The following is a 25,797-nucleotide window of genomic DNA, read 5'->3' as shown; positions in this document are numbered from 1 at the left end:
TCGCGCAAGACGCCCGCCGCGAGCTCAGGCGGTTTTGCCGAAGCTGGCCAGCTGATCGATCAGCAGGTTGAGGATATGGCGGCGCGTGACGACGCCGAGCACCTTGCGGCTGCCGTCGATCACCGGGTAGCTCTTGGGCTTGTCGCCGAGCATCTGTTGGGCCAGTTCGAGCGGGTCGTCGCCGAGCTTCACGCACAGCACGTCGGTGCGCATGATGTCGCGGACGGTGGCCACCCGCTGGTTGTGGTAGACCACCTGAAGGCTGATCTGCAGGCATTCCTGCTCGGAAATCCAGCCCAGCAGCAGACCGTCGGCGTCGACCACCGGGCCGCCCAGCATGGCGTGCCTCATCAGCCTGGCGGACGCCGCGACCACCGGCATGTCGGGGTGGATCACGGCGAAGTCTTTGCTCATGCAGCGGGCGATAGAGGCAGTAATCACAGGGCTACTCCAGGTTGAGACGGACGCGCTTGACGTGGGGCGTCGGGGGAAGGCTTGGGTCATGCCGCCCGGGCAGTCTGTTTGCGCAGCCGCGGCAGGGGCGGAGCAGGGCGGTGAGCCCGGGCACCTGGCCAAAGCAAGTTCCAGGCCGCAACACGCCAAGGGCGCTATGCTGGCTGCCGGCGCGGCTTCCGAGCTCGCGTGGCCGACAACTGATGTTGCACGATGGTGCAATAAAGTCGTTTTTGGTGCGCCGCATTGCTACTGCTGCATGGCCCTGGGCTGCCCGGTTCGTACAGGCGGGGAGAAAAATGGAACTGTGCACGGGCCCAGGCAGTCGGAGGAGCGGTTCGCCGTCACCGGCAGCGTCCCCGTTTCGACCGGGGTGCCGGTCGTGGCGAGAACGCGCAGCGGGCAGATGCCAGGCGGCTACTGCTCTGGCTTCTCCCGGCGCATTTCATTATTGTGGCGCCCCGCCAAAAAGCCCGAGTAATCAATATGTTGGAAAATAATCTGAGTCAGCTGGAAGAGCTTGTCGGTAACCTCGTCCAGGAGAACAAGGTACTGCTGGAGAGCAACGCGCAGCTACGCGGTGAACTGGCCCAGTTGAAGGAAGAGAACGACAGCCTGCAGCTCAGCGCATTGGAGCAGGAGGAGCTGCACAGCGCCACGGCGGCGCGCATTCAAGCCCTGGTTGCGCTGGCCGCAGGCAGCGTCGCCACCAGTGCGAGTCCTGCCCAAGCATGAGCCTCGAAGGGGAAACGGTCAGCGTCATTTCCATTCTCGGCAATGACTACAGCATCAAGGCGCCTGCCGGCAAACAGCAGGCCCTGAGCGCCTCGACGCAATTGTTCAAGCGCCTCCTGGCCGAAACCAAGGCCGCCTCGCCATCGCTGGTGGGCGACAGGTTGCTGGTGCTGACGGCACTGAAGCTCTGTGCGCAGCAGCTCGAACTGGAGCAGCGCCATCGCCAGGACATCCAGCAGCTCGAGGAGCAGGTGAGTACCCGGGTCGCGGACATCGCCGGCCTGATCCGCCAGTCATGAGCACCCGGCACTGGCGCGGCGAGCAGGGACTGCCTGGAGGCGAACACGGGCAACCCCTGACGATGCGCAGCCCCTGGGGCCGGGCGGTTACATCTCGATAACTTCGGCGAGCTCTATGCTGCCGCCCGCCGCCAGGATCGGGCATTTGCGTGCATGCTCGATGACCGCGTCCAGCGACGCCGCCTCGATCAGGCTGTAGCCACTGGCCGGATTGCTCCCGCCGTTGTGGGTGATCGAGCCATCGCTGTTGACGGTGGTCGAAAGGCCGACAGGATTGCCGGGGTCGGCCACCGCGGCCCCCATGGACGCAAACCAGTCGCTCCAGGCCCGCATCACTCCGGAAACCTCATCGGGGGTTTGGGGGCTGCTACCACCGTGATACACAAACAGATACTTGGCCATCTCAATCCTCCTGGGTCAATCCACGGGGCTCACGCTGCGCGCATGCCTTACACCCTAGTCGACTGGCCGAGGGGGAAATCGACACCTGTCGGGGAAATACCGCCATGGGCTGACGGCTGGCATAAAGGCGCATCACCCGGCGCGAAATGGGCGCGGTGGAGGTCGAGCAGTGCTTGTCTTCTCTGGCTGTGTTGAGCCCGCTGGATCGCTGAAGGGCAGGGCTACAGCCGCCCTTCGCGGTGCAGGCGGCGCAGCACCCAGTGCCGGTAGCACCAGGACAGCAGCGGTTTGAGGCCGGGCAGGTCGAGCAGCCAGGCCAGCGGGCGTAACGCCCGGGTGCGTGACATGAGCAGGATGTAGGCGTCGAGTTCGCGGTGGATGCGCCCCTGTTCGTCCTGGACATGGAGTTCGGTGAGGGCCCGGTAGGGGTCGATGCCGGCGGCGCGCAGTTGCTCTTCCTTGCCGGTGATATCGACCCATTCGACGCTGTCGTCGTGCCGCGCGAGGCGTTCGTAGCGGCGGCGGTCGGCCACGCAGCGCGGGCAGGCGCCGTCGTAATAAACCTTGAGTCGGGCCATGGGCTTGGCCTGGTGGTGGGCGGTGTTGTCAGTCTAGCGGGGTGGGGCGGGAAGGCCCCTTCCCGTGCAGGGAAGGGGCGCGGCAGGTCAGAGCAGCTCGGCCCACATGTCGTATTCGTCGGCGTCGACGATGCGCACGCGCACCTTGTCCCCGGGGCTCAGGTCGGTGCTGGCGATGAACACGCTGCCATCGATCTCCGGGGCGTCGGCATAGCAGCGGGCGACGGCGCCCTGGTCGTCGACCTCGTCGATCAGCACCTCCATTTCCTTGCCGACCTTCAGCTGCAGGCGGGCGGCGCTGATGGCCTGCTGGTGGGCCATGAAGCGGTCCCAGCGTTCCTGCTTGACCTCGTCCGGCACCGGCGCGAGGTCGAGGTCGTTGGCCGGGGCGCCGTCCACCGGGGAGTACTGGAAGCAGCCGACGCGGTCGAGTTGGGCCTCGGTCAGCCAGTCGAGCAGGTACTGGAAGTCCTCCTCGGTTTCGCCGGGGAAGCCGACGATGAAGGTCGAGCGGATGGTCAGCTCCGGGCAGAGCTCGCGCCAGGCCTTGATGCGGGCCAGGGTCTTGTCCTCGAAGGCCGGGCGCTTCATGGCCTTGAGCACCTTGGGGCTGGCGTGCTGGAAGGGGATGTCCAGGTAGGGCAGCAGCTTGCCGGCGGCCATCAGCGGGATCAGTTCGTCGACGTGCGGGTAGGGGTAGACATAGTGCAGGCGTACCCACACGCCCATGGAGGACAGCGCCTCGCACAGTTCGGTCATGCGCGTCTTGACCGGCCGGCCGTTCCAGAAGTCGGTCTTGTACTTCATGTCCACGCCGTAGGCGCTGGTGTCCTGGCTGATCACCAGCAGTTCCTTGACCCCGGCCTTGACCAGGCGCTCGGCTTCGCTGAGCACCTCGCCGACCGGGCGGCTGACCAGCTTGCCGCGCATCGAGGGGATGATGCAGAAGCTGCAGCTGTGGTTACAGCCTTCGGAAATCTTCAGGTAGGCGTAGTGGCGCGGAGTCAGCTTGACGCCCTGGGGCGGCACCAGGTCGATCAGCGGGTTGTGTTCGGTGGAGGGGGGCACCACTTCGTGCACGGCATTGAGCACCTGCTCGTACTGCTGCGGGCCGGTCACCGAGAGCACGGAGGGGTGCACGTCGCGGATCGCGCCTTCTTCCACGCCCATGCAGCCGGTGACGATGACCTTGCCGTTCTCGGCGATGGCCTCGCCAATGACTTCCAAAGACTCCGCCTTGGCGCTGTCGATGAAGCCGCAGGTGTTGACCACCACCACGTCGGCGTCCTCGTAGGTCGGTACGACCTCGTACCCCTCCATGCGCAGCTGGGTCAGGATGCGTTCGGAGTCCACCAGGGCCTTGGGGCAACCCAGTGAAACGAATCCGACTTTCGGCGTGGCGGGGGTGGACATGCGACTGACCTCGGGCTGGGGCGGGGCGCCGATGGCGCCATTGATCAAAAAGTGCGCAATTCTAGCGGTCGATTGCGAACTTGACCAGTCTCTCGCGCGACGGCGCGCGCGTGCCTGATTGCGGGTGAACAGGCTGAGCGCTCCGAGTGCTTCTTCGCGGCTCGCCCGCGGGCTCCCGGGATGCTTCCCTGGTGGTGGGAATCGGCAACTAGGCTGCGGACTGGTTCGTGCAAGTAGAGGAGCTGAAACGAAAAAGGCCACTCGCTTGAGTGGCCTTTTCGTGAATTGGTTGCGGGAGCAGGATTTGAACCTACGACCTTCGGGTTATGAGCCCGACGAGCTACCAGACTGCTCCATCCCGCGACGGCCATTCTATTCGTTTGAGTGCTGCTGTCAATCGATTTCTGCTTTTTAATCAATTAGTTAAATCAGTAAATCGAACGCAAACGAAAAAGGCCACTCGTTCGAGTGGCCTTTTTCGTGAATTGGTTGCGGGAGCAGGATTTGAACCTACGACCTTCGGGTTATGAGCCCGACGAGCTACCAGACTGCTCCATCCCGCGGCGGCCATTCTATAGTTTAGAGGCGCCCTGTCAACCATTAGTTCGGAAAAAATTGTTGTTCGTTCAGATGCTTAGCGTTTCGTGATGTTGCCGTTACGGCTGTCGGCCGCACCGCGCGGGCCGTTGCGGGCAGTCGGGTGCGTTCTGGCGCCTGGCCGGAAAGTCGACATTTATCGGCCTGAGCGCCGGCCGTAATAGCCGACGGCGATGTTCATGGGCTAGAGTCCGTGGCCATTCGGCGGGACAATGGCCGGGGCACTCGAAGGCCGGGGCTGTGGCGTACAGGTCCAGCCTTGTGCGTCGAGGAGCCCGACAGCCGCGCCGGCGCGGCAGTAGCCGACAACCTGTACCAGGCCCATCATGACCGCCCGCAAGATCATCCACGTCGATTGCGACTGCTTCTATGCCGCCATAGAGATGCGCGATGACCCCAGCCTGGCGCGCAAGCCGCTGGCGGTGGGGGGCGCGGCGGATCGCCGGGGGGTGATCGCCACCTGCAATTACGAGGCGCGGGCCTACGGCGTGCGCTCGGCGATGGCCTCCGGGCATGCGCTCAAGCTGTGTCCGGAGCTGCTGATCGTCAAACCACGGATGGAGGCCTACAAGGCGGTTTCTCGGCAGATCCACGCCATCTTTCGCGACTACACCGAGGTCATCGAGCCGCTCTCGCTGGACGAGGCCTACCTGGATGTATCCGCCAGCCCGCATTTCTCCGGCAGCGCCACGCGCATCGCCCAGGATATCCGCCGGCGGGTGTCCCAGGAGCTGCACATCACGGTGTCGGCGGGTGTGGCGCCGAACAAGTTCCTGGCCAAGATCGCCAGCGACTGGCGCAAGCCCAACGGCCTGTTCGTCATCACGCCGGATCAGATCGAGGCGTTCGTCGCCGAGTTGCCGGTGAGCAAGCTGCACGGGGTGGGCAAGGTGACCGCGGACAAGCTCGGGCGCCTGGGCATTCACAGCTGTGCGGACCTGCGCGAGTGGCACAAGTTGAGCCTGGTCAAGGAATTCGGCCACTTCGGCGAGCGTCTCTGGAGCCTGGCCCGGGGGATCGACGAGCGCCCGGTGCAGACCGACAGTCGGCGGCAGACGGTGAGCGTGGAAAACACCTATGACCACGATCTGCCGGACCTGCCGGCCTGCCTGGCACAACTGCCGTCGCTGCTGGAGGAGCTGGCCCGGCGCATGGCGCGCCTGGACGCGAGCTACCGACCGGACAAGCCCTTCGTCAAGGTCAAGTTCCACGACTTCACCCAGACCACCCTGGAACAGGCCGGCGCCGGTCGCGACCTGGACAGCTACAGGGCCCTGCTGAGTGCGGCCTTCGCCCGTGGCGACAAGCCGGTGCGGCTGCTCGGGGTGGGGGTTCGACTGCACGATCTGCGTGGCCGGCACGAGCAGCTGGAGCTGTTCGCGCCGTAGGGCGAATGTGGATTTTCACATCCGCCGTGGCCCCCGGCTCCGGTGCGGCGGTTCGTCGCCGGGGGGGGCGTTTTCCCGTCAGTCTTCTTGCGGCAGCAGGCGCAACGGCTTGCCGGTCTCGGGCCACAGGCGCAGCTGGTCGAGGGGCGAGGCGTCCCAGCGCACGACCTTGTCGAGGCTGTCGAGAAAGCGCGCCTCCTGCTCCATCAGCGCCGGGGCGCACAGCTTGCGGGTGCTGCCAACGGGGCCGAAGCGCAGGGCCTGGCCCTCCAGCTCATAGGGGGCGAACCAGTGGTTGCAGCCGGCATTGCCGTAGGCGCGGCCGTCCTCGCCGAGGGTGATGCTCAGGTGGCTACGGTCCAGTACCGGACGTTCGCCTAGCCATTCGAGTCGGTAGCTGCGCTCGGTTTCCAGCTGTACGGGCGTGCTGGCGCAGCCGAGCAGGCTGGCGCCGAGCAGGGTGACGGCGAGGGGGCGTGACATCGTCGGGCGTCCTATTGGCAGGCGGGGCACAGGTGGCGACCGTTCTGGCCGCGCCAGCCGAGTTCAGTGATCCGCGCTTCGGCCGCCGGTGCCTGGGCCTGCTTGCCGAGGGCGGCGTCGACGGCGAATTCGAAATCGAGCTGCTTGGCGCAGCCATCGCATTTGACCTGCCAGTTGTGGATGGCCAGCTCGCCGAAGGCCGGGCCATGGGCGACCGCAACCCACTGGCCGCGCGGGTTGATCAGGTGACGGACCTTGTCGACCTGCAGGCGCATGCAGAGGTCGCGGCTGCCCTTGAGGGTAACCAGCAGGCCGTCGCCGCCATGGATCGAGCCGCCGTTGCCGGTGACCTGATAGCGGCCCGGCGCCAGGGCGCGGCATTCGATCAGGGTGTGCTCGGGGTTGAGCAGGTTGTAGCGGAAGTCGTGTTCGGCCATGGCTCCTCCAATATAGGCGCGAATGCTATCACGGGCCGGGGGTTAGCCGATTGACCGGCGAGCCGGCCGCCCAGGCGGCGATATTGTCCCGGGTGGTGGTGGCGATGGCCGCCAGGGCCTCGTGGGTGAGGAAGGCCTGGTGGGCGGTGACGATGACATTGGGGAAGGTCAGCAGGCGCGCCAGCACGTCGTCCTGCAGCGGCCGGTCCGAGCAGTCCTCGAAGAACAGCTCGGCCTCCTCCTCGTAGACATCCAGGCCGAGGTAGCCGAGCTGGCCGCTCTTCAGCGCAGCGATCAGTGCCGGGGTGTCGACCAGCGCGCCGCGCCCGGTGTTGATCAGCATGACTCCGCGCTTCATCCGGGCCAGGCGTGCGGCGTCGATCAGGTGGCGACTGGCCTCGTTCAGCGGGCAATGCAGGCTGATGACGTCGCAGCTTTCGATCAGCCGGTCCAGGGCCACCTGCTGGGCCCCCAGTTGCGCCAGGTCGGCCACCGGGCTGGGGTCGTAGACCTGCACGCGACAGCCGAAGCCGGCCATGATGCGGACGAAGACGCGGCCTATGCTGCCGCAGCCGATGACCCCGACCTGCTTGCCGTGCAGGTCGAAGCCGGTCAGCCCATGCAGGGAAAAGTCGCCCTCGCGGGTGCGGTTGAAGGCGCGGTGGATGCGCCGGTTCAGGGCCAGGATCAAGGCTGCCGCGTGCTCGGCTACCGCATGGGGCGAATAGGCCGGTACCCGCACGACCTCGAGGCCGAGCTGCTGCGCGGCCTGCAGGTCGACGTGGTTGTAGCCGGCCGAGCGCAGGGCGATCAGTCGGGTGCCACCGACGGCCAGGCGCCGCAGTACCGGCGCCGACAGGTCGTCGTTGATGAAGGCGCAGACCACCTCGCAGTGCTGCGCCAGGGCGACCGACTGCAGCCCCAGTCGGGTCTCCTGGAACTGCAGCTGCCAGCCCTGCGGCAGGTCGGCGGCGAGAAAGCTGTCGCGGTCGTAGGGTCTGCTGCTGAACAGGATGATGCGCATGGGGACTCCTCGTTGCCCGTCCGCTAGGCGCTGGCCCGGGCTTCGCTGGCCAGTCGTTCGATCGCCGCGTCCAGCTCGTCCAGGGCCTCCTGGGCGGCCGGGTCGTTCTGTTTCAGCAGGGTCTCGCTGCGCTGGCAGGCGGCCCGCAATTGCGGTACGCCGCAATAACGGGTGGCGCCGTGCAGGCGATGGACCCGCTCGATCAGGGCGCCGTGCTCACCGTTGGCACGGGCCTGGCGAATCGCCTGGCGGTCGCCGGGCAGGCCGGCCAGCAGCATGTTCAGCATGTCGGCGGCCAGGTCGGCCTTGCCGGCGGCCAGGCGCAGGCCTTCGGCGCTATCCAGCACGCTCGGCTGGCTGGCGCTGACGAGTGCCTCGGCGGAGCGCTCCGGGCCCTGGCGGCGCAGGGCCAGGCCGGTCCACTTGAGGACCACCTGGGCCAGTTGCCGCTCGCTGATGGGCTTGCTGCGATAGTCGTCGAGACCGCTCTGCAGCAGGGCGCGGCGCTCGTTGGCCAGGGCATGGGCGGTCAGGGCGATGACCGGCACCGCCGTGCGCTGCTGTTCGGCTTCCCACTGGCGAATCGCCTCCGTGGTCTGGCGACCGTCCATGCCGGGCATCTGCACGTCCATGAAGATCAGGTCGAAGTCGTCCTGCTGGACCCGCTCCAGGGCGCGCTGGCCACTGTCGGCGCCGCTCACCACGGCGCCCATGTCCTCCAGCAGGGTCTGCACCAGCAGCAGGTTGGCCGGGTTGTCGTCGACGCAGAGGATGCGCGGTGCCCGGCCCGGTGGCGGGTCGGTCTCCCGGCGCAGCGGCAGCCGGGGGCTGATCAGCTCGGCCAGGGCGCGCTGCAGCTTGCGGGTGCAGGCGGGTTTGGCCTGCAGCTGGCTGTAGGCGTCGGGCAGGGCCTCGTGGTAGAGCGCCTGTTCGGTGGTGGGGCAGAGCACCACGGTCTTGCAGGCCAGGTGCTGCAGGTCCCAGATGCGCTGGCCGAGGCGTTCCGGCGGCAGGATCTGGGCGGTGACGCCGAGTACCGCCAGTTCGATGGGCTGGTCGCCGTGGCGGGCGTTTTCGACAGCGGCGAGCAGGCTGTCGAGTTCGGCGAAGGCGCTGACCTTCAGACCGCAATCCTCCAGCTGGTGTTGCAGGGCCTGGCGTGCCAGCTCATGGCTCTCCAGGAGCGCCGCGCGGCGGCCGAGCAGGGGCGGGCGGGGCAGGTCCTCGGCGTCGTCGCGGGCCTTCGGCAGGCTCAGGCTGACCCAGAACTCGGAGCCCTGGCCGGGCGAGCTGTCGACACCGATCTCGCCGCCCATCTGCTCGATCAGGCGCTTGGAGATCACCAGGCCCAGGCCGCTGCCGCCGGCCTGGCGCGACAGCGAGTTGTCGGCCTGGCTGAAAGCCTGGAACAGCGCGCGCAGGTCTTCGTCGGACAGGCCGATGCCGGTGTCCTGCACGCTGATGCGCAGCTGGGCACGGTCGGCGCTCTCGTCCTCGAGCATGGCGCGCAGGACGATGCTGCCTTCGCGGGTGAATTTGATCGCGTTGCTCACCAGGTTGGTCAGCACCTGCTTGAGCCGCAGCGGGTCGCCGACCAGCGACAGCGGCGTGTCGCGATAGACCAGGCTGAGCAGCTCCAGCTGTTTCTCGTGGGCCGCCGGGGCGAGGATGGTCAGGGTGTCCTGGAGCAGGTCGCGCAGGTTGAAGGGGATGTTCTCCAGCACCAGCTTGCCGGCGTCGATCTTGGAGAAGTCGAGGATCTCGTTGATGATCCCCAGCAGGCTGTCGGCGGATTTCTCGATGGTGTCCAGGTAGTCCTGCTGGCGCGGGGTCAGCTCGCTCTTCTGCAGCAGGTTGGTGAAGCCGAGGATGCCGTTGAGCGGGGTGCGGATCTCGTGGCTCATGTTGGCGAGGAACTCGGACTTGATGCGGCTGGCTTCCAGGGCCTCCTTGCGTGCGAAGTCCAGCTCGATGTTCTGGATCTCGATGGTTTCCAGGTTTTGTCGCACGTCTTCGGTGGCCTGGTCGATGCTGTGCTGCAGTTCCTCCTGGGCATTTTGCAGGTTCTCGGCCATGCGGTTGATGCCCGAGGCCAGCTCGTCCAGTTCATGGCTGCCGAGCGACGGCAGGCGGGTCTCCAGGTGGCCGTCCTTGAGCAGGGCGACGCCGTGCTTGAGGCGCCGCAGCGGCTCGTTGATGCTGCGGCTCATGCGCAGGGCGAGCAGGGCGGTGACGCTCAGCCCGGCGACGATCAGCAGCAGGCTGGTGAACAGGCTGCGGTAGCCGCTGAGCAGGGTGCTGTGGTGCGACAGCTCCAGCTCCACCCAGCCGAGCAGGCGGCTGGCGGGCTCGCGGGGCGGCGCGCCGGTCAGGCTCAGGTGCTGCTCGAACACCGGCAGGAGGAAGCGCGTGGCGTCCTGGCCGGTGCGGCGTGCCGCCTGCAGTTCGCCACCGACCGGCGCGGCGTTGAGCATGCTGGGGCCGGCATGGGCCAGGTTCCGGCCATCGCCGGCGCGGAACCCGACCGCACGGACGTCCGGCTGTTCCAGGGCCTGCTTGGCGATGCGCTGCAGCAGAGTGGCGTCGCCCCGCTGCAGCGCGGGCGCGGCCAGGGGGGCGAGCTGTTCGACGACCATTTCCCCGCGCTGCAGCAACTGGGCCTGCAGACCCGACAGCTGCACCCAGGTGAAATAGCCGCCGAGCACCAGTGCCAGCAGGCAGGTCGGCAGCAGGGTGAGCAGCAGTACGCGACTCTTGATGCCTAGATCCTTGAACACTCGCTTCCTCCCGCCTGGCCTGGTCTCCGTTCACCAGCCGGCAGTTTAGCGGCTGGCCTCGGGCGAATGACAGGCCTACGCGCGTCGAACCCAGGGGGCGGCAGATCATCGCCGCGTTAGGGTCGCCGCCGGTTTGCCGTTATTATGGGGGCCCCTTCTTGCCGTCCGGATTCGATCGACGCCATGACCCTGCAATTCCCCACCATCGCCGATTGCGTCGGCAACACCCCGCTGGTGCGTTTGCAGCGCCTGCCGGGCACCACGTCCAACACCCTGCTGGTCAAGCTGGAGGGCAACAACCCGGCCGGTTCGGTGAAAGATCGCCCGGCGCTGTCGATGATCACCCGCGCCGAGCTGCGCGGCGATATCCGTCCCGGCGACACCCTGATCGAGGCCACCAGCGGCAACACCGGCATCGCCCTGGCCATGGCAGCGGCGATCAAGGGCTACGAACTGATCCTGATCATGCCGGACAACATGAGCGCCGAGCGTAAGGCGGCGATGACCGCCTACGGCGCCGAGCTGGTGCTGGTGTCCCGCGAGGACGGCATGGAGGGCGCCCGCGACCTGGCCGAGAGCCTGCAGCGCGGCGGTCGCGGCAAGGTGCTCGACCAGTTCGCCAACGGCGACAACCCCGAGGCCCACTACAGCGGCACCGGCCCGGAGATCTGGCGCCAGACCCAGGGGCAGATCACCCATTTCATCAGCTCCATGGGCACCACCGGCACCATCATGGGCGTGTCGCGCTACCTCAAGGAGCAGAGCCCGCAGGTGCAGATCGTCGGCCTGCAGCCGATGGAAGGTGCGTCGATTCCCGGCATCCGTCGCTGGCCCCAGGAGTACCTGCCGAAGATCTACCAGGCCGAGCGGGTCGATCGCATCATCGACATGCCCCAGCGCGAGGCCGAAGACTGCATGCGTCGCCTGGCGCGCGAAGAAGGCATCTTCTGCGGAGTGTCCTCCGGTGGCGCCGTGGCGGCCATGCTGCGCCTGTCCCAGGAGGTGGAGAACGCGGTGATGGTGGCGATCATCTGCGATCGTGGCGACCGTTACCTGTCCACCGGCGTGTACGACACGCCCCACGACTGATGGCCAAGAAGAACGGCGGGCTGCGCTTCCAGCCCAGCGGTGGCGCCCGTGCGCCGCAGGTGCCGGTGGGCAAGAAGCAGCGTCTGAAAATCGAACGCCTGGCCAACGATGGCCGCGGCATCGGCTTCGTCGAGGGGCGCACCTGGTTCGTCAGCGGCGCCTTGCCCGGCGAGGATGTCGAGGCGCGGGTGCTGGGGGCCCGCAGTCAGGTGGTGGAGGCGCGCGGCGAGCGCATTTTCGACGCCAGCCCCCAGCGCCGCAGCGAACCCTGTGCCCATGCGCGTGCCTGCGGCGGCTGCAGCGTGCAGCATATGCCCCATGCCGACCAACTTGCCCTGAAACAGCGCATGCTCGCCGAGCAGTTCGGCCGCCTGGCCGAGCTGCAGCCGGAGCAATGGGCGGCGCCCCTGGTCGGCCCCGAGTTCGCCTATCGCCGCCGTGCGCGCATCGCCGTGCGCTGGGACGCCAAGGCCGGGCGCCTGGACGTCGGCTTCCGCGCCGCGGCCAGCCAGGACATAGTCGCCATCGCCGACTGCCCGGTACTGGTACAGCCCTTGCAACCGATCCTGCATGCCTTGCCGGCCGTGCTGGCGGGGCTGGGCAGGCCCCAGGCCATCGGCCATGTGGAGCTGTTCCAGGGCACCGCCAGTGCCGTTCTGGTGCGCCATACGGTGCCCCTGGGCGAGGACGATCTGGCGAGGCTGCAGGCGTTCTGCGCCGGCCAGGATGCCCAGCTGTGGCTGCAGGGGAGCGGCGAGCCGGCGCCGTTCGCCTTGGCATCGGGGCTGGGGTATCGCTTGGAGCCCTGGGACCTGGAGCTGGCCTATCGACCGGGGGATTTCGTCCAGGTCAATGCGCCGGTGAACGAGGCCATGGTCGCCCAGGCCCTGGAATGGCTGGCGCCTCGGGCGGACGAGCGGGTGCTGGACCTGTTCTGCGGCCTGGGCAACTTCGCCCTGCCGCTGGCCCGCCGGGTGTGCGAGGTGGTGGCGGTGGAAGGGGTGCAGGCGATGGTCGAGCGCGCGGCGCAGAACGCCGCGAGCAACGGCCTGGACAACGTGCGGGTGGTGCGGGCCGACCTGGCCGAGCCGCTGGCCGATGCCGGCTGGGCGCGGGGCGGCTTCACCGCGGTGCTGCTCGATCCGCCGCGCGACGGCGCCCTGCAGGTGGTCAAGCAGGTCGGTGCCCTGGGCGCCGAGCGCCTGGTGTATGTGTCGTGCAATCCGGCGACCCTGGCCCGTGACAGCGCCGAGCTGGTGCGGCAAGGTTACCGGCTGAGACGGGCCGGCATCCTCGACATGTTCCCGCAGACCGCCCATGTCGAGGCGATGGCGTTATTCGAGCGTCCCTAGGGCGCGGAGTCATGATTCAGACGCCCTGAGCGGGGATGAATGGCAGGCAAAGCCCCTTGGCTTTGCCACCTTTTGTCCTTATCTAGGGAGTGCAGCGGGGGCGCAGGGACTGTGCCTTCAGTGGTTAAACCGACCGGCTCGAAGAAGGCGGCGACTGTTCGGCACGCCTGGCGCGGGCCGTGAGGGAAGGTAAGCAATATGGTTCAGGTAAGAGCGCACCAGCCGATCAACGACGACGGCAGCATCAACCTCGAGGCCTGGCTCGACCACGTGCTCAGTGTCGACCCGGCGTTGGAGCGCGGGGCCCTGCGCGAGGCCTGCGAGTTCGCCCGCGAGGCCGAGCAGCAGGCCAATGCCGCGCAGAACCTGTGGGCCGAGGGCGCGTCGAGCTTTCGCGCCGGCCTGGAGATCGCCGAGATCCTCGCCGACCTCAAGCTCGACCAGGATTCCCTGGTGGCCGCGGTGGTCTACCGCGGCGTGCGCGAGGGCAAGGTGACCCTGGCCGCGGTGCATCAGCGCTTCGGTCCGGTGGTGGCCAAGCTGATCGACGGCGTGCTGCGCATGGCGGCGATCAGCGCCAGCCTGAATCCGCGCGATTCCCTGGTGCTCGGCTCCCAGGCCCAGGTGGAGAACCTGCGCAAGATGTTGGTGGCCATGGTCGACGACGTGCGCGTGGCGCTGATCAAGCTGGCCGAGCGCACCTGCGCGATCCGCGCGGTCAAGGGCGCCGACGACGAAAAGCGCCAGCGGGTGGCGCGCGAGGTATTCGACATCTATGCGCCGCTGGCCCATCGCCTGGGGATCGGCCACATCAAGTGGGAGCTGGAAGACCTGTCTTTCCGCTACCTCGAACCCGAGCAGTACAAGCAGATCGCCAAGCTGCTGCATGAGCGGCGCCTGGACCGCGAGCAATATATCAACGACGTGATGAGCCACCTGCGTCAGGAACTGGAGGCCACCGGGATCGAGGCCGACATCAGCGGCCGGGCGAAGCACATCTACTCGATCTGGCGCAAGATGCAGCGCAAGGGCCTGCAGTTCAGCCAGATCTACGATGTCCGTGCGGTACGCGTGCTGGTGCCGCAGATGCGCGATTGCTACACGGCCCTGGGCATCGTCCACACCCTGTGGCGGCATATTCCCAAGGAGTTCGACGACTACATCGCCAACCCCAAGGAGAACGGCTATCGCTCGCTGCACACCGCGGTGCTCGGCCCGGAGGGCAAGGTGCTGGAGGTGCAGATTCGCACCCACGCCATGCACGAGGAGGCCGAGCTGGGCGTGTGCGCGCACTGGCGCTACAAGGGCACCGACGTCAAGTCCGGCTCCAACCACTACGAGGAGAAGATCTCCTGGCTGCGCCAGGTGCTGGAGTGGCACGAGGAGCTGGGCGATATCGGCGGCCTGGCCGAACAGCTGCGCGTCGACATCGAGCCGGACCGGGTCTATGTGTTCACTCCGGACGGCCATGCCATCGACCTGCCCAAGGGCGCCACACCACTGGACTTCGCCTACCGGGTGCACACCGAGATCGGCCACAACTGCCGCGGCGCCAAGATCAACGGGCGCATCGTGCCGCTCAACTACAGCCTGCAGACCGGCGAGCAGGTGGAGATCATCACCAGCAAGCACGGCACGCCGAGCCGCGACTGGCTGAACTCCAACCTGGGCTATGTGACCACCTCGCGGGCGCGGGCGAAGATCGTCCACTGGTTCAAGCTGCAGGACCGAGACCAGAACGTCGCAGCCGGCAAGGCCATGCTCGAGCGCGAGCTGGGGCGCCTGGCGCTGCCCCACGTGGACTTCGACGTGCTGGCCGAGAAGGCCAACCTGAAGACCGCCGAGGACCTGTTCGCCTCCCTCGGCGCCGGCGACGTGCGCCTGGCCCACCTGGTCAACCTGGCCCAGCAGCTGGTCGAGCCGGAGCGCGGCAGCGAGCAGCTCGAGCTGATCCCGCGCAAGGCCCAGGGTTTCCGCCCGGGCAAGCGCGGCGACATCCAGATCCAGGGCGTGGGCAACCTGCTGACGCAGATGGCCGGCTGCTGCCAGCCGCTGCCGGGCGACCCGATCGTCGGCTATATCACCCTCGGTCGCGGCGTCAGCATCCACCGCCAGGACTGCGCCTCGGTGTTGCAGCTGGCCGGCCGCGAGCCGGAGCGGATCATCCAGGTCAGCTGGGGGCCGGTGCCGGTGCAGACCTACCCGGTGGACATCATCATCCGCGCCTACGACCGTTCCGGCCTGCTGCGCGACGTGACCCAGCTGCTGCTCAACGAGAAGCTCAACGTGCTGGCGGTCAATACCCAGTCGAACAAGGAAGACAACACCGCCTCTATGTCCATCACCGTGGAGATTCCCGGTCTGGACGCCCTGGGTCGCCTGCTCGGGCGCATCTCGCAGCTGCCCAATATCATCGAGGCGCGCCGCCACCGGGCTAGCTGAGTGGCCGCGCGCCGAACCGGGAAATTGCCATGTACCAACTCGACGACCTGCTGCACCTGATGGCCCGTCTGCGCGACCCGCAACACGGCTGTCCCTGGGACCTGAAACAGTCCTACGCCAGCATCGTGCCGCACACGATAGAGGAGGCCTACGAGGTGGCCGACGCCATCGAGCGCGGCGACTTCGCGCACCTGCCCGGCGAGCTGGGCGACCTGCTGTTCCAGGTCGTCTACTACAGCCAGCTGGCCCGGGAGGAGGGGCGCTTCGCCTTCGCCGAGGTGGTCGACGGCATCACCCGCAAGCTGATCCGCCGCCATCCCCATGTGTTCCCCGATGGCGACCTGTACGGCGCGCCGGATGCGGCCAAACTGGAAGAGGCGGCGGTCAAGCAGCGCTGGGAGGAACTCAAGGCCGAGGAGCGGGCCGAGCAGGCCGCCGCGCCGGAGCAGCTGTCCCTGCTCGACGACGTGCCCCAGGCGCTGCCGGCCTTGAGCCGGGCGGCCAAGCTGCAGAAACGCGCCGCCCGGGTCGGCTTCGACTGGCCCGAGGCCCTGCCGGTGGTGGACAAGGTGCGCGAGGAGCTGGACGAGGTGCTCGAGGCCATGAGCGAGAACGACCCCGAGGCGATCGCCGAAGAGCTCGGCGACCTGCTGTTCGTGGTCACCAATCTGGCCCGCCATCTCAGGGTCGATCCGGAGGCGGCGTTGCGTGCCGCCAATGGCAAGTTCGAGCAGCGTTTTCGTTTTATCGAGCGGGCCTTGCGCGAAGCGGGGCGGGCCATCGAAGATTGCGCCCTGGAAGACCTGGATGCGCTCTGGGGTGAAGCCAAGAAAATGGAAAAGCGCGACAGGCCGTCGGCCTGCTAGGCCGGTTCGAGAACGGCCCGTCCCCAATTAAATGTTCGTCGGTTAAAGGTAGGTTATGGCTCTTTCACTACGCGACCAGTTGCTCAAAGCCGGGCTGGTCAACGAGAAGCAGGCCAAGCAGGTCAGCAAAGAGAAGCAGAAGCAGAAGCGCCTGGAGCACAAGGGGCAGGTCGAGAAGGACGAGTCGCAGCAGCTCGCCGCCCGACAGGCCATGGCCGAGAAGGCCGCCCGCGACCAGGAGCTCAATCGCCAGCAGCAGGAGAAGGCCGAACAGAAGGCCCGCGCCGCGCAGATCAAGCAGTTGATCGAACACTCCCGTCTGCCCAAGCTGACCACCGAGGACTACTACAACTTCGTCGACGACAAGAAGGTCAAGCGCCTGTCGGTGAACAAGCTGATGCGCGACAAGCTCAGCTGCGGCTCGCTGGCCATCGTCCGCCACGGCGGCGGCTACGAGGTGATCCCGCGGGAGGCGGCGCTGAAGATCCAGGCCCGCGATGCCCAGCGCATCGTCCTGCTCAACACCCAGGCCGAAGCGCCGGATGCCGACGATCCCTACGCCGCCTACCAGGTGCCGGACGACCTGATGTGGTAAGGGCGGTGAAGAGAGCCGGGCGTGTCCCGGCTTTTTTCTGCGCTGCACTCTGTGTCTAAGCTGTTCCTGATGCTTCCTCGAATGAGGGTCGCCCATGGATGATCGCTACCGGCCGCTGAACTGCGACCTCTACGACTATCTGGAGATCGCCTGTCTGCATCGCTACCTGCTGCGCATCGAGCTGCTCGGCGGCGAGTGTCTGGAGGTCGAGGCGCTGACCACGCAAACCACGGCGAGCAAGGAGGAGTTCCTGCTGGTGCGCGACGCGGCGGGCGAGCGGCGCCTGCGTCTCGACCGCCTGTTGGCGATCACCCCGCTGACCCCGGGGGCCAGCTTTGCCCGTGTGCGGCTGAACGTGGGCGGCTGCTGAACGCATAAAAAAGCCGGGCGTTGCCCGGCTATCGAGTGGTCTGGCCTGCTCAGTCGCGGCGGCCTTGCACCGGCTTACCGTCGACCGTGCCCTCGTCGAGCATGATCTGGTACTCCTTGCCGTCCTTCTCCACCTGATGCAGGCGCACCAGCAGGTAGCTCCAGTCCTTGGCGAACCAGAGGATGGTCTTGCGCTTGCTCTGGGTCGGGTCGCGCACGCGCTCGACCTTGACCGCATCGATCAGCCCGGCCTTGGTGCGCACGGTTTCTTCGCCCAGCACGCGGAAGTCGTAGGTCTCGATCTCGTCCCCGTCGACCACCTGGTAGCTCATGCTCTGCTTGCCGGCGGCGACGTCGTGCTGCAGGGCCAACTGGTAGGTCGACTTGTCCTGCAGGCCGAGGTTGAGCGGGAAGCGTACCGGCGTGCCGCGGTCGCTGCCGATCACCTGCTTGGCGTTCCAGTCGAAGTCCTGCTCGACCACCTTGCCCTTGCCCAGGCCGCTGCGCTCGAAGCGATAGGTCTGCGGCAGGAAGGCGTCGTTTTCCAGGCGGAAGGTGCTCTGCTCGCTGAGGCTGGCGACCAGCATGGAGGCCTCGAAGCTGAGCTGCCAGCGGCCGTCGCCCAGGGCCTGCAGGCCGCGTTCGGCCGAGCCGCTGACCGGCACCTGCTTCCAGTCGGCGGTGTAGCTGGCGGAGAACGGCTTGAGCTCGCTGGCGAAAGCCGGCAGGCAAAACAGCGCGAAAACGAACGATAAGGCGCGACGCATGATGTCTCCTAGGTTCGGAATGGGTGGCCGCTGCTGGGCAGCTTCTGGCCATCGAGCATCGCCCCTTGCTCGCCGAGGCGCAAGCGGCCCTCGGCGAACCAGCGCACGGCCAGTGGGTAGATCAGATGTTCCTGTTCGTGCACCCGCTGCGCCAGGCTGTCCGGCGAGTCGTCCGGCTGTACCGGAACCACTGCCTGTACGACCAGGGGGCCGCCATCGAGTTCCTCGGTGACGAAATGCACGCTGCAGCCGTGTTCGCTATCGCCGGCCTCCAGCGCCCGCTGGTGGGTGTGCAGGCCCTTGTACTTGGGCAGCAGCGAGGGGTGAATATTCAGCAGGCGTCCGGCGTAGTGGCGGACGAAGCCGGGCGTGAGGATGCGCATGAAGCCGGCCAGCACCACCAGCTGCGGGTCGAAGCCGTCGATGGCCTCGATCAGCGCCGCATCGAAGGCCTCGCGGCCGTCGAAGGCCTTGTGGTCGAGGAGCCGGGTGGCGATGCCGGCGGCCTTGGCCCGCTCCAGGCCGTAGGCATCGGCGCGGTTGGCGATCACCGCACAGATGCGGGCCGGCTGGTCGCCGGCCCGGGTGCTGTCGATCAGCGCCTGCAGGTTGCTGCCGGAGCCGGAGATCAGCACCACGACATTGCAGTCGGCCATCAGTGGGCTTTCAGGTTGTTCAGCTGGACCTGGGCGGCGCCTTCGCCGGCGGCGGCGATCTGGCCGATGACCCAGGGCGTCTCGCCGCTGGCGCGCAGGTTGGCCAGGGCCGCTTCGACCTGCTCCTGGGCCACGCAGATGACCATGCCGACACCGCAGTTGAGGACGCGGTGCATCTCGTGCTCGTCGACGTTGCCTTTTTCCTGCAGCCAGTCGAACACCGCCGGGCGTTCCCAGCTGGCCACGTCGATCACCGCCTGGGCGCCTTGCGGCAGCACGCGCGGGATGTTGTCGAGCAGGCCGCCGCCGGTGATGTGGGCCATGGCCTTGACCGCGCCGGTGTCCTTGATGAGTTTCAGCAGCGGCTTGACGTAGATGCGCGTCGGCGCCATCAGCAGCTCGGTCAGTGGCTGGCCGCCCAGCTGGATGCTCTCGATGTCGGCGCCGGAGACCTCGATGATCTTGCGGATCAGCGAGTAGCCGTTGGAGTGCGGGCCGGAGGAGGGCAGGGCGATCAGGGCGTCACCGGTGGTTACCTTGGAGCCGTCGATGATCTCGGCCTTCTCCACCACGCCGACGCAGAAGCCGGCCAGGTCGTAGTCTTCGCCTTCGTACATGCCCGGCATCTCGGCGGTTTCACCACCGACCAGGGAGCAGCCGGCCAGCTCGCAGCCGGCGCCGATGCCGGTGACCACGGTGGCGGCCACGTCGACATTGAGCTTGCCGGTGGCGTAGTAGTCGAGGAAGAACAGCGGTTCGGCGCCGCACACCACCAGGTCGTTGACGCACATGGCGACCAGATCCTGGCCGATGCTGTCGTGCTTGTTCAGGTTCAGCGCCAGGCGCAGCTTGGTGCCGACGCCGTCGGTGCCGGACACCAGCACCGGCTGCTTGTAGCCGGCCGGGATCTCGCAGAGGGCGCCGAAGCCGCCCAGGCCACCCATGACTTCCGGACGGGCGGTGCGCTTGGCCACGCCCTTGATGCGTTCGACCAGGGCTTCGCCCGCGTCGATGTCTACGCCTGCGTCCTTGTAGCTGATGGAGGGTTGCTTGCTCATAGATCCAGGCCTTTGAAGGGGAATGCGGATGGGCACCGGCGCTGCAGCGGCCGGCCTGCGAAGGCGCGCGATTTTATCAGGCTTGCCGGGCAGCGGCCAGCCGGCCGGCGCCGCGGTTGCCGGGGCGCCGGCGGCTGTTTAAGGTATAGGGCTACGCGCGCCGCCTGCCAGGCCGTTGCGCGCCGACTTCCGCCCGTCGAGAGCCTGTCCCATGCGCCTGATCGCCCGCCTGCTCGTCCTGTGTCTGCCGCTGTTGAGTCTACCCAGCCTTGCCGAGACCGTGAGCGACCTCTATCAGGTGCGCGAGCCGGTCGACAGCCAGCAACCGGAGGCGCGCGATGCGGCACTGGGGCGCGCCCTGGATACCCTGGTGCTACGCCTGACCGGCAGTCGCGACGCGGCGCAGAGCCCGGCGCTGGCCGAGCTGCGCAAGGACCCGCAACAGATCGTCGCGCAGTACGGCTACGAGGGCGACAACCTGCTGGTGGACTTCGACCCGCTCAGCACCGATCGCCACCTGCGCCAGGCCGGGTTGGCGCTATGGGGCGCCAACCGCCCGGCGATTATCGCCTGGTGGCTGAATGAGGGCGTCGGGGGTGCCAGCCTGGTCGGCGATGGCCAGGACAGCGCCGCCACCCTGCGCCGCGCCGCGCAACACCGTGGTCTACCGCTGCGCCTGCCGCTGGCCGATCTCAGCGAGCAGCTGCTGGCGACGCCCGACAGCCTCGGCGCCAATGATCCCGAGGCCCTACGCTCGGCCTCCGAGCGCTATGCCGCCGATGCCCTGCTGGCGGTGCAGGCCCGCGAAGCCGATGGTCAGTGGCAGGGGCAATGGCGCCTGTGGCTGGGGGATGGTCGCGAGCAGGGCAAGGCCCAGGGCGCTAACCAGAATGAACTGGCCGATGCCGTGTTCCTGGCGGTCAGCGAGCGCCTGGCGCCGCGCTTCGTGGTGGCTCCAGGCACTGCCTCCAGTCTGACCCTGGAGGTCCAAGGCGTCGACCTGGCCCGTTATGCCGAGCTGCAGCGCACCCTCGAGCCGCTCGGCGCGCAGCTGACCCAGGTGCAGGGCGATCGCGTCCTCTACCGGGTCAATGCCAGTGCCGAGCAGCTGCGGGCGCAATTGGGGCTGTTGCGCCTGCAGGAAGTAGTGGCCGAGGCCGCGCCTATCGATGCCGGCCCGTCTCCGGCGCCACGGGTGATTCCGCGCACCGAAATTCTGCGCTTTCGCTGGTAGACTGCCGCCCCGTTAGGCATAGGCCCGGTCACTCGTCGCACTTTGGCGGCGACTGTCGAGCGGGCAGCGGCAGAGTGAGGCCATGGGGCGCTCTGCGGTTCTTGTCATGCTCCGGGCATTACCTTTCGCCAACTGAGGGCCGAGGATGATCGATTCACGTCGCTGGCTATGGATAGCTGGGTTGCTGCTGCTCGGCTGGCTGCTCTATCTGTTGCACCCTATTCTCGCTCCCTTCCTGATCGGCGTGCTGCTGGCCTATCTGGGCGACCCCCTGGTCGACCGCCTGGAGCGCTGGAAACTGTCGCGCACCTGGGGCGTGATCCTGGTATTCGTGCTGTTCGGCCTGATCTTCGCGCTCATGCTGCTGGTGCTGGTGCCGATGCTCGGCAAGCAGCTGCTGCGGCTCTATGAACTGACCCCACAGATGCTCGACTGGGCACAGCACCAAGCCTTGCCCTGGGTGCAGGCGCAGCTGGGCCTGGGCGACGGCTTCTGGCGTTTCGACCAACTCAAGGCCGCGCTATCCGGGCACCTGGGCAAGACCACCGACATCCTCGGCCTGGTGCTGTCGCGTGCCACCGCCTCGGGCCTGGCCCTGGTGGCCTGGCTGGCCAATCTGCTGCTGATCCCGGTGGTGACCTTCTATCTGCTGCGCGATTGGGACCTGATGCTCGCCAAGCTGCGCGGGCTGCTGCCGCGCAGTCGGGAAGGTCTGGTGGTGACCCTGTTCGGCGAATGCCACGAAGTGCTCGGCGCCTTCCTGCGCGGGCAGTTGCTGGTGATGCTGGCGTTGGGCCTGGTGTATGCCTCGGGCTTGATGCTGGTCGGCCTGGAGCTGGGCCTGCTGATCGGCCTGCTGGCCGGTCTGGCCAGCATCGTGCCTTACCTGGGCGTGGTGGTCGGGGTGGCAGCGGCGTTGACCGCCGGGGTGTTCCAGTTCGGCGGGGAGCTCTACCCGCTGCTGGCCATCGCCGCGGTATTCGTTGTCGGCCAGTTGCTCGAGGGCATGCTCCTGACCCCCTTGCTGGTGGGCGACCGCATCGGCCTGCATCCGGTGGCGGTGATCTTCGCCATCATGGCCGGAGGCCAGCTGTTCGGCTTCAGCGGCGTGCTGCTAGCCCTGCCGGTGGCCGCGGTGATTATGGTTTTGCTGCGCCATGCCCATGATTTCTATAAACTTTCCGCACTTTACGGAGAGTCCCCCAGCGGCTCCGACGAACCGCCGAGTCCCGCATGACGCCCATTCAATTGCCATTAGGTGTTCGCCTTCGCGACGACGCCACTTTCGCCAACTACTATCCCGGGGCCAATGCCGCCGCGCTGGGCTATGTCGAGCGCCTGTGCGAGGCCGAGGCCGGCTGGACGGAAAGCCTGATCTACCTCTGGGGGGGCGAAGGCGTCGGCTGCAGTCACCTGCTGCAGGCGGCTTGCCTGCGCTTCGAGCAGCGTGGTGAGCCGGCGGTGTACCTGCCGCTGGCGGAGGTTGCGGCGTACGGCCCGGACTTGTTGGACAACCTCGAACAGTGCGAACTGGTGTGCCTCGATCAGCTGGATGCCGTGGCCGGTCGTAGCGACTGGGAGGAGGCGTTGTTCCATCTGTTCAATCGCCTGCGCGACAGCGGCCGGCGCCTGCTGCTGGCTGCCGCCAGGTCGCCGCGCGAGCTGCCGGTGGCGCTGCCCGACCTGCAGTCGCGGCTGACCCTGGCGCTGGTCTTCCAGCTGCACGAACTGTCCGATGAGGACAAGCTTCGCGCCCTGCAGCTGCGCGCCTCGCGCCGCGGCCTGAATATGAGCGATGAGGTCGGCCGTTTCATCCTCACCCGCGGCGAGCGCAGCATGAGTGCGTTGTTCGAGTTGCTCGAGCGTCTCGATCAGGCCTCGTTGCAGGCTCAGCGCAAGCTGACCATCCCCTTCCTGAAGGAAACCCTGGGCTGGTGACGATTCGTTCGGGCGCCGCCGTGCTGGCGGCATCCAAGCCCGATTGAAACGTGACGGGCGAATGAGTCGGTCAGCTCTCCCCTGCCAGCCTACGCTGGTACTGGAAGCGCCAGCGGGTATACATCAGGGCCGCGCAGAACAGGCTGAGACTCAGCAGGGTCTCCAGCCAGCCGAATAGCGCCTTGGACGGGTCGAAGGCGGCCAGCACGCCCTGGATGAAATACAGGTTGACCACGAAGCAGGTCCAGGCATGGGCGCGGGCGTTGCCCAGGATCAGGCCGGGCGCCAGCAGCAGCAGCGGCGTCAGCTGGAAGGCCAGGATCACCCAGAGCAGCTTGTCCGGCAACTCGGCGAACGCCAGGTTCCACACCAGCAATAGCACCGTCAGGGCGAGGAAACTGAGCAGGCTGACGATGCGGCTGACGGCCAGGCGCGGTTTGAGCCAATCCAGGGCCGGCAGGGGTTTGGCAGATCTAGCCACGGGCGCACTCCAGTTTCTTCGCGGTCTGCCCCAGACGCTGGCCGAGGCTTCGGCATAGGGCGATTTCGTGTTCATCCAGGGGACGCTTGCCGTCGGCGCCGGCGTGGTGGCTGGGGCCGTAGGGGGTGCCGCCGCCGCGGGTTTCCAGCAGGGCGGATTCGCTGTAGGGCAGGCCGGTGACCAGCATGCCGTGGTGCAGCAGGGGCAGAAGCATCGACAGCAGGGTGGTTTCCTGGCCGCCATGCAGGCTGGCGGTGGAGGTGAACACGCCGGCTGGTTTGCCGACCAGGCCGCCGCTGAGCCACAGACTGCTGGTGCCGTCGAGGAAATACTTCAGCGGCGCGGCCATGTTGCCGAAGCGCGTCGGGCTGCCGAGGGCCAGGCCGGCGCAGTGCTTCAGGTCGTCGAGGCTGACGTAGAGCGCGCCTTCCTCGGGAATCTCCGGAGCGACTGCTTCGCACTCGGTGGATACCGGCGCAACGGTGCGCAGGCGCGCCTCCAGGCCGCTCATCTCGACGCCGCGGGCAATCTGCCGGGCCATCTCGGCCGTGGCGCCGTGGCGACTGTAGTAGAGGACCAGAATGTAGGCCGAACTCAAGGCAGCAGCTCCAGAACCTTCTCCGGCGGGCGGCCGATCACTGCCTTGTCTCCGGCGATCAGTATCGGTCGTTCGATCAGCTTGGGATGGCTGACCATGGCCTCGATCAGTTGGGCTTCACTCAGGCCGGCGTCGGCCAGGTTGAGCGTGCGGTACTCCTCCTCGCCGCTGCGTAGCAGCTGGCGGGCGCCGATGCCGAGCTTGTCCAGCAGCGCCTGCAGTTGCGCGGCGCTGGGCGGGGTCTCCAGGTAGCGCACGATGGTCGGGCTCAGGCCGCGTTCTTCCAGGAGTTGCAGGGCGCCGCGGGATTTCGAGCAGCGTGGGTTGTGGTACAGGGTCAGGTCGGTCATATGGAGTTCGCATCTCGAGTCGAGTGGCGGCTATTCTAACCGCGTAGCGGCTCGAGTCTGAACAGTACGACGCAGGGCTGGGCGGATCGGCCAATCGCTAAGGAGAGGGCATGGGGCAGCGTTTTACCGATTGGCTGGAGTTCTGGCGCTTTCTGCTGCAGCGTTTTTTCGCCGATCGCGGCGCCAACACTGCCGCGGCCCTGACCTACACCACGCTGTTCGCCGTGGTGCCGATGATGACCGTGACCTTCTCCATGCTCTCGGCCGTGCCGGCCTTCCAGGGCACGGGCGAGCAGATCCAGAGTTTCATCTTCCATAACTTCGTGCCCTCGGCCGGCGAGACGGTGCAGGGCTATCTGCGCGATTTCACCGCGCAGGCCCGGCAGCTGACCTGGGTCGGCGTGGCGGTACTGGCGGTCACCGCGTTCTGGATGCTGGTGACCATTGAGAAAGCCTTCAACACCATCTGGCGGGTGCGCCAGGCCAGGCGCGGGGTATCGAGTTTTCTCCTGTACTGGGCAATCCTCAGTCTGGGTCCCATTCTCCTGGGCGCCGGCTTCGCGATCAGTACCTATATCGCTTCGTTGTCGCTGATCTCCGGCCCTGACGCGCTGCTCGGTGCCGAGACGCTACTGGCGCTGATGCCGCTGGCCTTCAGTGTGGCGGCGTTCACCCTGCTCTATGCGTCTGTGCCGAATGCACGGGTGCCACTGTCACACGCCTTTATGGGGGGGCTGTTCACTGCTGTGCTGTTCGAGTTGGCCAAGGCGCTGTTTGGCTTATATGTACAGTTGTTTCCGGGTTACCAGTTGATCTACGGCGCCTTTGCCACGGTGCCGTTGTTTCTCCTGTGGATCTACCTGTCCTGGCTGATCGTGCTATTCGGTGCCGAGCTGGTGTGCAATCTGGGTACCCCCCATCAGTGGCGCCGTCGGGGTATGCCGCGTCTGCTGGTAGTGCTGGCGATCCTGCGGGTGTTCCACGAGCGCCAGCAATCCGGGCTGAAGGTGCGTCATCGCGATATGTGGCGGCAGGGCTGGCCCCTGCCGGAGCACGAGTGGGAGGAGGTGCTAGAGTTTCTCGAAAGCCAGCACTTGGTCGCCTCGACTGGGGCGGGGGCCTGGGTATTGAGCCGTGACCTGGCGCACTACAGCTTGCAACAATTGCTGAGCCACAGTCCCTGGCCGCTGCCGCGGCTCGGTCAACTGCCGGAACTCTTGGACGAACCCTGGTATCCGGGGCTGCGCAGCGCCTTGGAGCGTTTGCACGAGGAGCAGGCGACACTGTTCGGCGAGAGCCTGGCGGACTGGCTGCATCCTGCGCAGAGGTGACAAAAAACGTCAGTTTGCGGCGCTGCGATGGCGTGGGTTCACGCCTGGCGGTGGCGGTGGTGTCCGAATCAAGCGGCGGCGGGGC

General features: G+C 67.1%; 27 protein-coding genes and 2 tRNA genes. 13 read left to right on the top strand and 16 right to left on the bottom strand.

Going from position 1 to position 25,797, the window contains the following annotated elements; translation table 11 throughout:
- Nucleotides 1-24 precede the first annotated feature (24 nt).
- Nucleotides 25-441: a CBS domain-containing protein gene (locus SBP02_RS14370; protein WP_318642738.1), complete on the bottom strand. Its 417-nt coding sequence runs from the start codon at nt 439-441 to the stop codon at nt 25-27.
- 498 nt (nt 442-939) lie between these two features.
- Here SBP02_RS14370 and SBP02_RS14365 point away from each other — a divergent pair, with 498 nt between their 5' ends.
- Nucleotides 940-1,188, top strand: a complete 249-nt coding sequence (locus SBP02_RS14365) for a hypothetical protein (RefSeq protein WP_318642736.1) — start codon at nt 940-942, stop codon at nt 1,186-1,188.
- Nucleotides 1,185-1,487, top strand: coding sequence for a cell division protein ZapA (locus SBP02_RS14360; protein WP_318642734.1), 303 nt, complete (start codon nt 1,185-1,187; stop codon nt 1,485-1,487). The genes SBP02_RS14365 and SBP02_RS14360 overlap by 4 nt, the downstream gene beginning before the upstream one ends.
- A gap of 87 nt (nt 1,488-1,574) precedes the next feature.
- Here the strand turns inward: SBP02_RS14360 and SBP02_RS14355 are convergent, their stop codons facing one another.
- The 5 genes from SBP02_RS14355 to SBP02_RS14335 form a co-directional block, all read right to left on the bottom strand.
- On the bottom strand, nt 1,575-1,889 hold the full coding sequence (locus tag SBP02_RS14355; protein WP_318642733.1) for a YciI family protein: 315 nt from the start codon (nt 1,887-1,889) through the stop codon (nt 1,575-1,577).
- A gap of 221 nt (nt 1,890-2,110) precedes the next feature.
- Entirely contained in the window at nt 2,111-2,467 is a 357-nt protein-coding gene (locus SBP02_RS14350; RefSeq protein ID WP_318642731.1) for a thiol-disulfide oxidoreductase DCC family protein, read from the bottom strand.
- A gap of 87 nt (nt 2,468-2,554) precedes the next feature.
- Nucleotides 2,555-3,880: a 30S ribosomal protein S12 methylthiotransferase RimO gene (gene rimO / locus SBP02_RS14345; protein WP_318642728.1), complete on the bottom strand. Its 1,326-nt coding sequence runs from the start codon at nt 3,878-3,880 to the stop codon at nt 2,555-2,557.
- 286 nt (nt 3,881-4,166) lie between these two features.
- Nucleotides 4,167-4,243: transfer RNA gene (locus SBP02_RS14340), tRNA-Met, on the bottom strand.
- Between the two features lie 123 nt (nt 4,244-4,366).
- Nucleotides 4,367-4,443: transfer RNA gene (locus SBP02_RS14335), tRNA-Met, on the bottom strand.
- Nucleotides 4,444-4,803: 360 nt separating this feature from the next.
- Here SBP02_RS14335 and dinB point away from each other — a divergent pair.
- Nucleotides 4,804-5,865: a DNA polymerase IV gene (gene dinB, locus SBP02_RS14330; protein WP_318642726.1), complete on the top strand. Its 1,062-nt coding sequence runs from the start codon at nt 4,804-4,806 to the stop codon at nt 5,863-5,865.
- Between the two features lie 78 nt (nt 5,866-5,943).
- Here the strand turns inward: dinB and SBP02_RS14325 are convergent, their stop codons facing one another.
- The 4 genes from SBP02_RS14325 to SBP02_RS14310 are packed head-to-tail and all read right to left on the bottom strand — an operon-like array spanning nt 5,944 to nt 10,586.
- Complete coding sequence (locus tag SBP02_RS14325; RefSeq protein ID WP_318642724.1) at nt 5,944-6,348, bottom strand: META domain-containing protein; 405 nt, start codon at nt 6,346-6,348, stop codon at nt 5,944-5,946.
- Nucleotides 6,349-6,359: 11 nt separating this feature from the next.
- Nucleotides 6,360-6,785 (bottom strand): hypothetical protein, encoded by a 426-nt coding sequence (locus SBP02_RS14320; RefSeq protein WP_318642722.1) that lies wholly within the window; start codon nt 6,783-6,785, stop codon nt 6,360-6,362.
- A gap of 28 nt (nt 6,786-6,813) precedes the next feature.
- Nucleotides 6,814-7,809 carry a 2-hydroxyacid dehydrogenase gene (locus SBP02_RS14315; protein WP_318642720.1) on the bottom strand — a complete coding sequence of 332 codons (996 nt, stop codon included), beginning with the start codon at nt 7,807-7,809 and terminating at the stop codon, nt 6,814-6,816.
- Nucleotides 7,810-7,832: 23 nt separating this feature from the next.
- A complete protein-coding gene (locus tag SBP02_RS14310; protein WP_318642718.1) occupies nt 7,833-10,586 on the bottom strand; it encodes a response regulator in 2,754 nt (917 codons plus the stop codon).
- Nucleotides 10,587-10,769: 183 nt separating this feature from the next.
- On the opposite strand from SBP02_RS14310, the gene cysM reads away from it, so the two are divergent.
- From cysM to SBP02_RS14280, 6 genes are all read left to right on the top strand, one after another.
- Nucleotides 10,770-11,675: a cysteine synthase CysM gene (gene cysM / locus SBP02_RS14305; protein WP_318642716.1), complete on the top strand. Its 906-nt coding sequence runs from the start codon at nt 10,770-10,772 to the stop codon at nt 11,673-11,675.
- Nucleotides 11,675-13,027 (top strand): 23S rRNA (uracil(1939)-C(5))-methyltransferase RlmD, encoded by a 1,353-nt coding sequence (gene rlmD, locus SBP02_RS14300; RefSeq protein ID WP_318642714.1) that lies wholly within the window; start codon nt 11,675-11,677, stop codon nt 13,025-13,027. Before cysM ends, rlmD begins: the two co-directional genes overlap by 1 nt.
- A 198-nt stretch (nt 13,028-13,225) precedes the next feature.
- Nucleotides 13,226-15,469 carry a GTP diphosphokinase gene (gene relA, locus SBP02_RS14295; protein WP_318642712.1) on the top strand — a complete coding sequence of 748 codons (2,244 nt, stop codon included), beginning with the start codon at nt 13,226-13,228 and terminating at the stop codon, nt 15,467-15,469.
- Nucleotides 15,470-15,498: 29 nt separating this feature from the next.
- A complete protein-coding gene (gene mazG / locus SBP02_RS14290; RefSeq protein ID WP_318642709.1) occupies nt 15,499-16,335 on the top strand; it encodes a nucleoside triphosphate pyrophosphohydrolase in 837 nt (278 codons plus the stop codon).
- Between the two features lie 55 nt (nt 16,336-16,390).
- On the top strand, nt 16,391-16,930 hold the full coding sequence (locus tag SBP02_RS14285; protein WP_318642707.1) for a DUF2058 domain-containing protein: 540 nt from the start codon (nt 16,391-16,393) through the stop codon (nt 16,928-16,930).
- A 94-nt stretch (nt 16,931-17,024) separates the two neighbouring features.
- The gene (locus tag SBP02_RS14280; protein WP_318642705.1) at nt 17,025-17,300 is read left to right on the top strand and encodes a Rho-binding antiterminator; all 276 of its coding nucleotides are present in this window, start codon (nt 17,025-17,027) and stop codon (nt 17,298-17,300) included.
- Nucleotides 17,301-17,349: 49 nt separating this feature from the next.
- Here SBP02_RS14280 and SBP02_RS14275 read toward each other — a convergent pair whose 3' ends face one another.
- The 3 genes from SBP02_RS14275 to purM are packed head-to-tail and all read right to left on the bottom strand — an operon-like array spanning nt 17,350 to nt 19,780.
- Complete coding sequence (locus tag SBP02_RS14275; protein WP_318642702.1) at nt 17,350-18,066, bottom strand: DUF3108 domain-containing protein; 717 nt, start codon at nt 18,064-18,066, stop codon at nt 17,350-17,352.
- An 8-nt stretch (nt 18,067-18,074) separates the two neighbouring features.
- Entirely contained in the window at nt 18,075-18,722 is a 648-nt protein-coding gene (gene purN / locus SBP02_RS14270; protein WP_369958970.1) for a phosphoribosylglycinamide formyltransferase, read from the bottom strand.
- Nucleotides 18,722-19,780 (bottom strand): phosphoribosylformylglycinamidine cyclo-ligase, encoded by a 1,059-nt coding sequence (purM, locus tag SBP02_RS14265; protein ID WP_318642700.1) that lies wholly within the window; start codon nt 19,778-19,780, stop codon nt 18,722-18,724. The genes purN and purM overlap by 1 nt, the downstream gene beginning before the upstream one ends.
- 211 nt (nt 19,781-19,991) lie before the next feature.
- On the opposite strand from purM, the gene SBP02_RS14260 reads away from it, so the two are divergent.
- From SBP02_RS14260 to hda, 3 genes are all read left to right on the top strand, one after another.
- Entirely contained in the window at nt 19,992-21,014 is a 1,023-nt protein-coding gene (locus SBP02_RS14260) for a DUF2066 domain-containing protein (protein ID WP_318642697.1), read from the top strand.
- 145 nt (nt 21,015-21,159) lie between these two features.
- The gene (locus SBP02_RS14255; protein WP_318642695.1) at nt 21,160-22,251 is read left to right on the top strand and encodes an AI-2E family transporter; all 1,092 of its coding nucleotides are present in this window, start codon (nt 21,160-21,162) and stop codon (nt 22,249-22,251) included.
- Nucleotides 22,248-22,952, top strand: a complete 705-nt coding sequence (gene hda, locus SBP02_RS14250) for a DnaA regulatory inactivator Hda (protein ID WP_318642693.1) — start codon at nt 22,248-22,250, stop codon at nt 22,950-22,952. The genes SBP02_RS14255 and hda overlap by 4 nt, the downstream gene beginning before the upstream one ends.
- 70 nt (nt 22,953-23,022) lie before the next feature.
- On the opposite strand, the gene SBP02_RS14245 is transcribed toward hda, so the two are convergent.
- From SBP02_RS14245 to arsC, 3 genes are read right to left on the bottom strand one after another with little or no spacing between them, the layout of a single operon-like run.
- The gene (locus tag SBP02_RS14245) at nt 23,023-23,433 is read right to left on the bottom strand and encodes a DUF2069 domain-containing protein (protein ID WP_318642691.1); all 411 of its coding nucleotides are present in this window, start codon (nt 23,431-23,433) and stop codon (nt 23,023-23,025) included.
- Nucleotides 23,426-24,031 (bottom strand): NAD(P)H:quinone oxidoreductase, encoded by a 606-nt coding sequence (gene wrbA / locus SBP02_RS14240; protein WP_318642688.1) that lies wholly within the window; start codon nt 24,029-24,031, stop codon nt 23,426-23,428. Before wrbA ends, SBP02_RS14245 begins: the two co-directional genes overlap by 8 nt.
- Nucleotides 24,028-24,381, bottom strand: a complete 354-nt coding sequence (arsC, locus tag SBP02_RS14235) for an arsenate reductase (glutaredoxin) (protein ID WP_318642686.1) — start codon at nt 24,379-24,381, stop codon at nt 24,028-24,030. The genes wrbA and arsC overlap by 4 nt, the downstream gene beginning before the upstream one ends.
- A gap of 110 nt (nt 24,382-24,491) precedes the next feature.
- Here arsC and SBP02_RS14230 point away from each other — a divergent pair, with 110 nt between their 5' ends.
- Nucleotides 24,492-25,712 (top strand): virulence factor BrkB family protein, encoded by a 1,221-nt coding sequence (locus SBP02_RS14230; RefSeq protein WP_318642684.1) that lies wholly within the window; start codon nt 24,492-24,494, stop codon nt 25,710-25,712.
- Nucleotides 25,713-25,797 lie beyond the last annotated feature (85 nt).

The sequence above is a fragment of the Pseudomonas benzenivorans genome, from assembly GCF_033547155.1.
GTDB classification, from domain to species: domain Bacteria; phylum Pseudomonadota; class Gammaproteobacteria; order Pseudomonadales; family Pseudomonadaceae; genus Aquipseudomonas; species Aquipseudomonas benzenivorans_B.
Note: the sequence above shows the minus strand (reverse complement) of the source record. Positions and strands in the feature narration are given on the sequence as shown.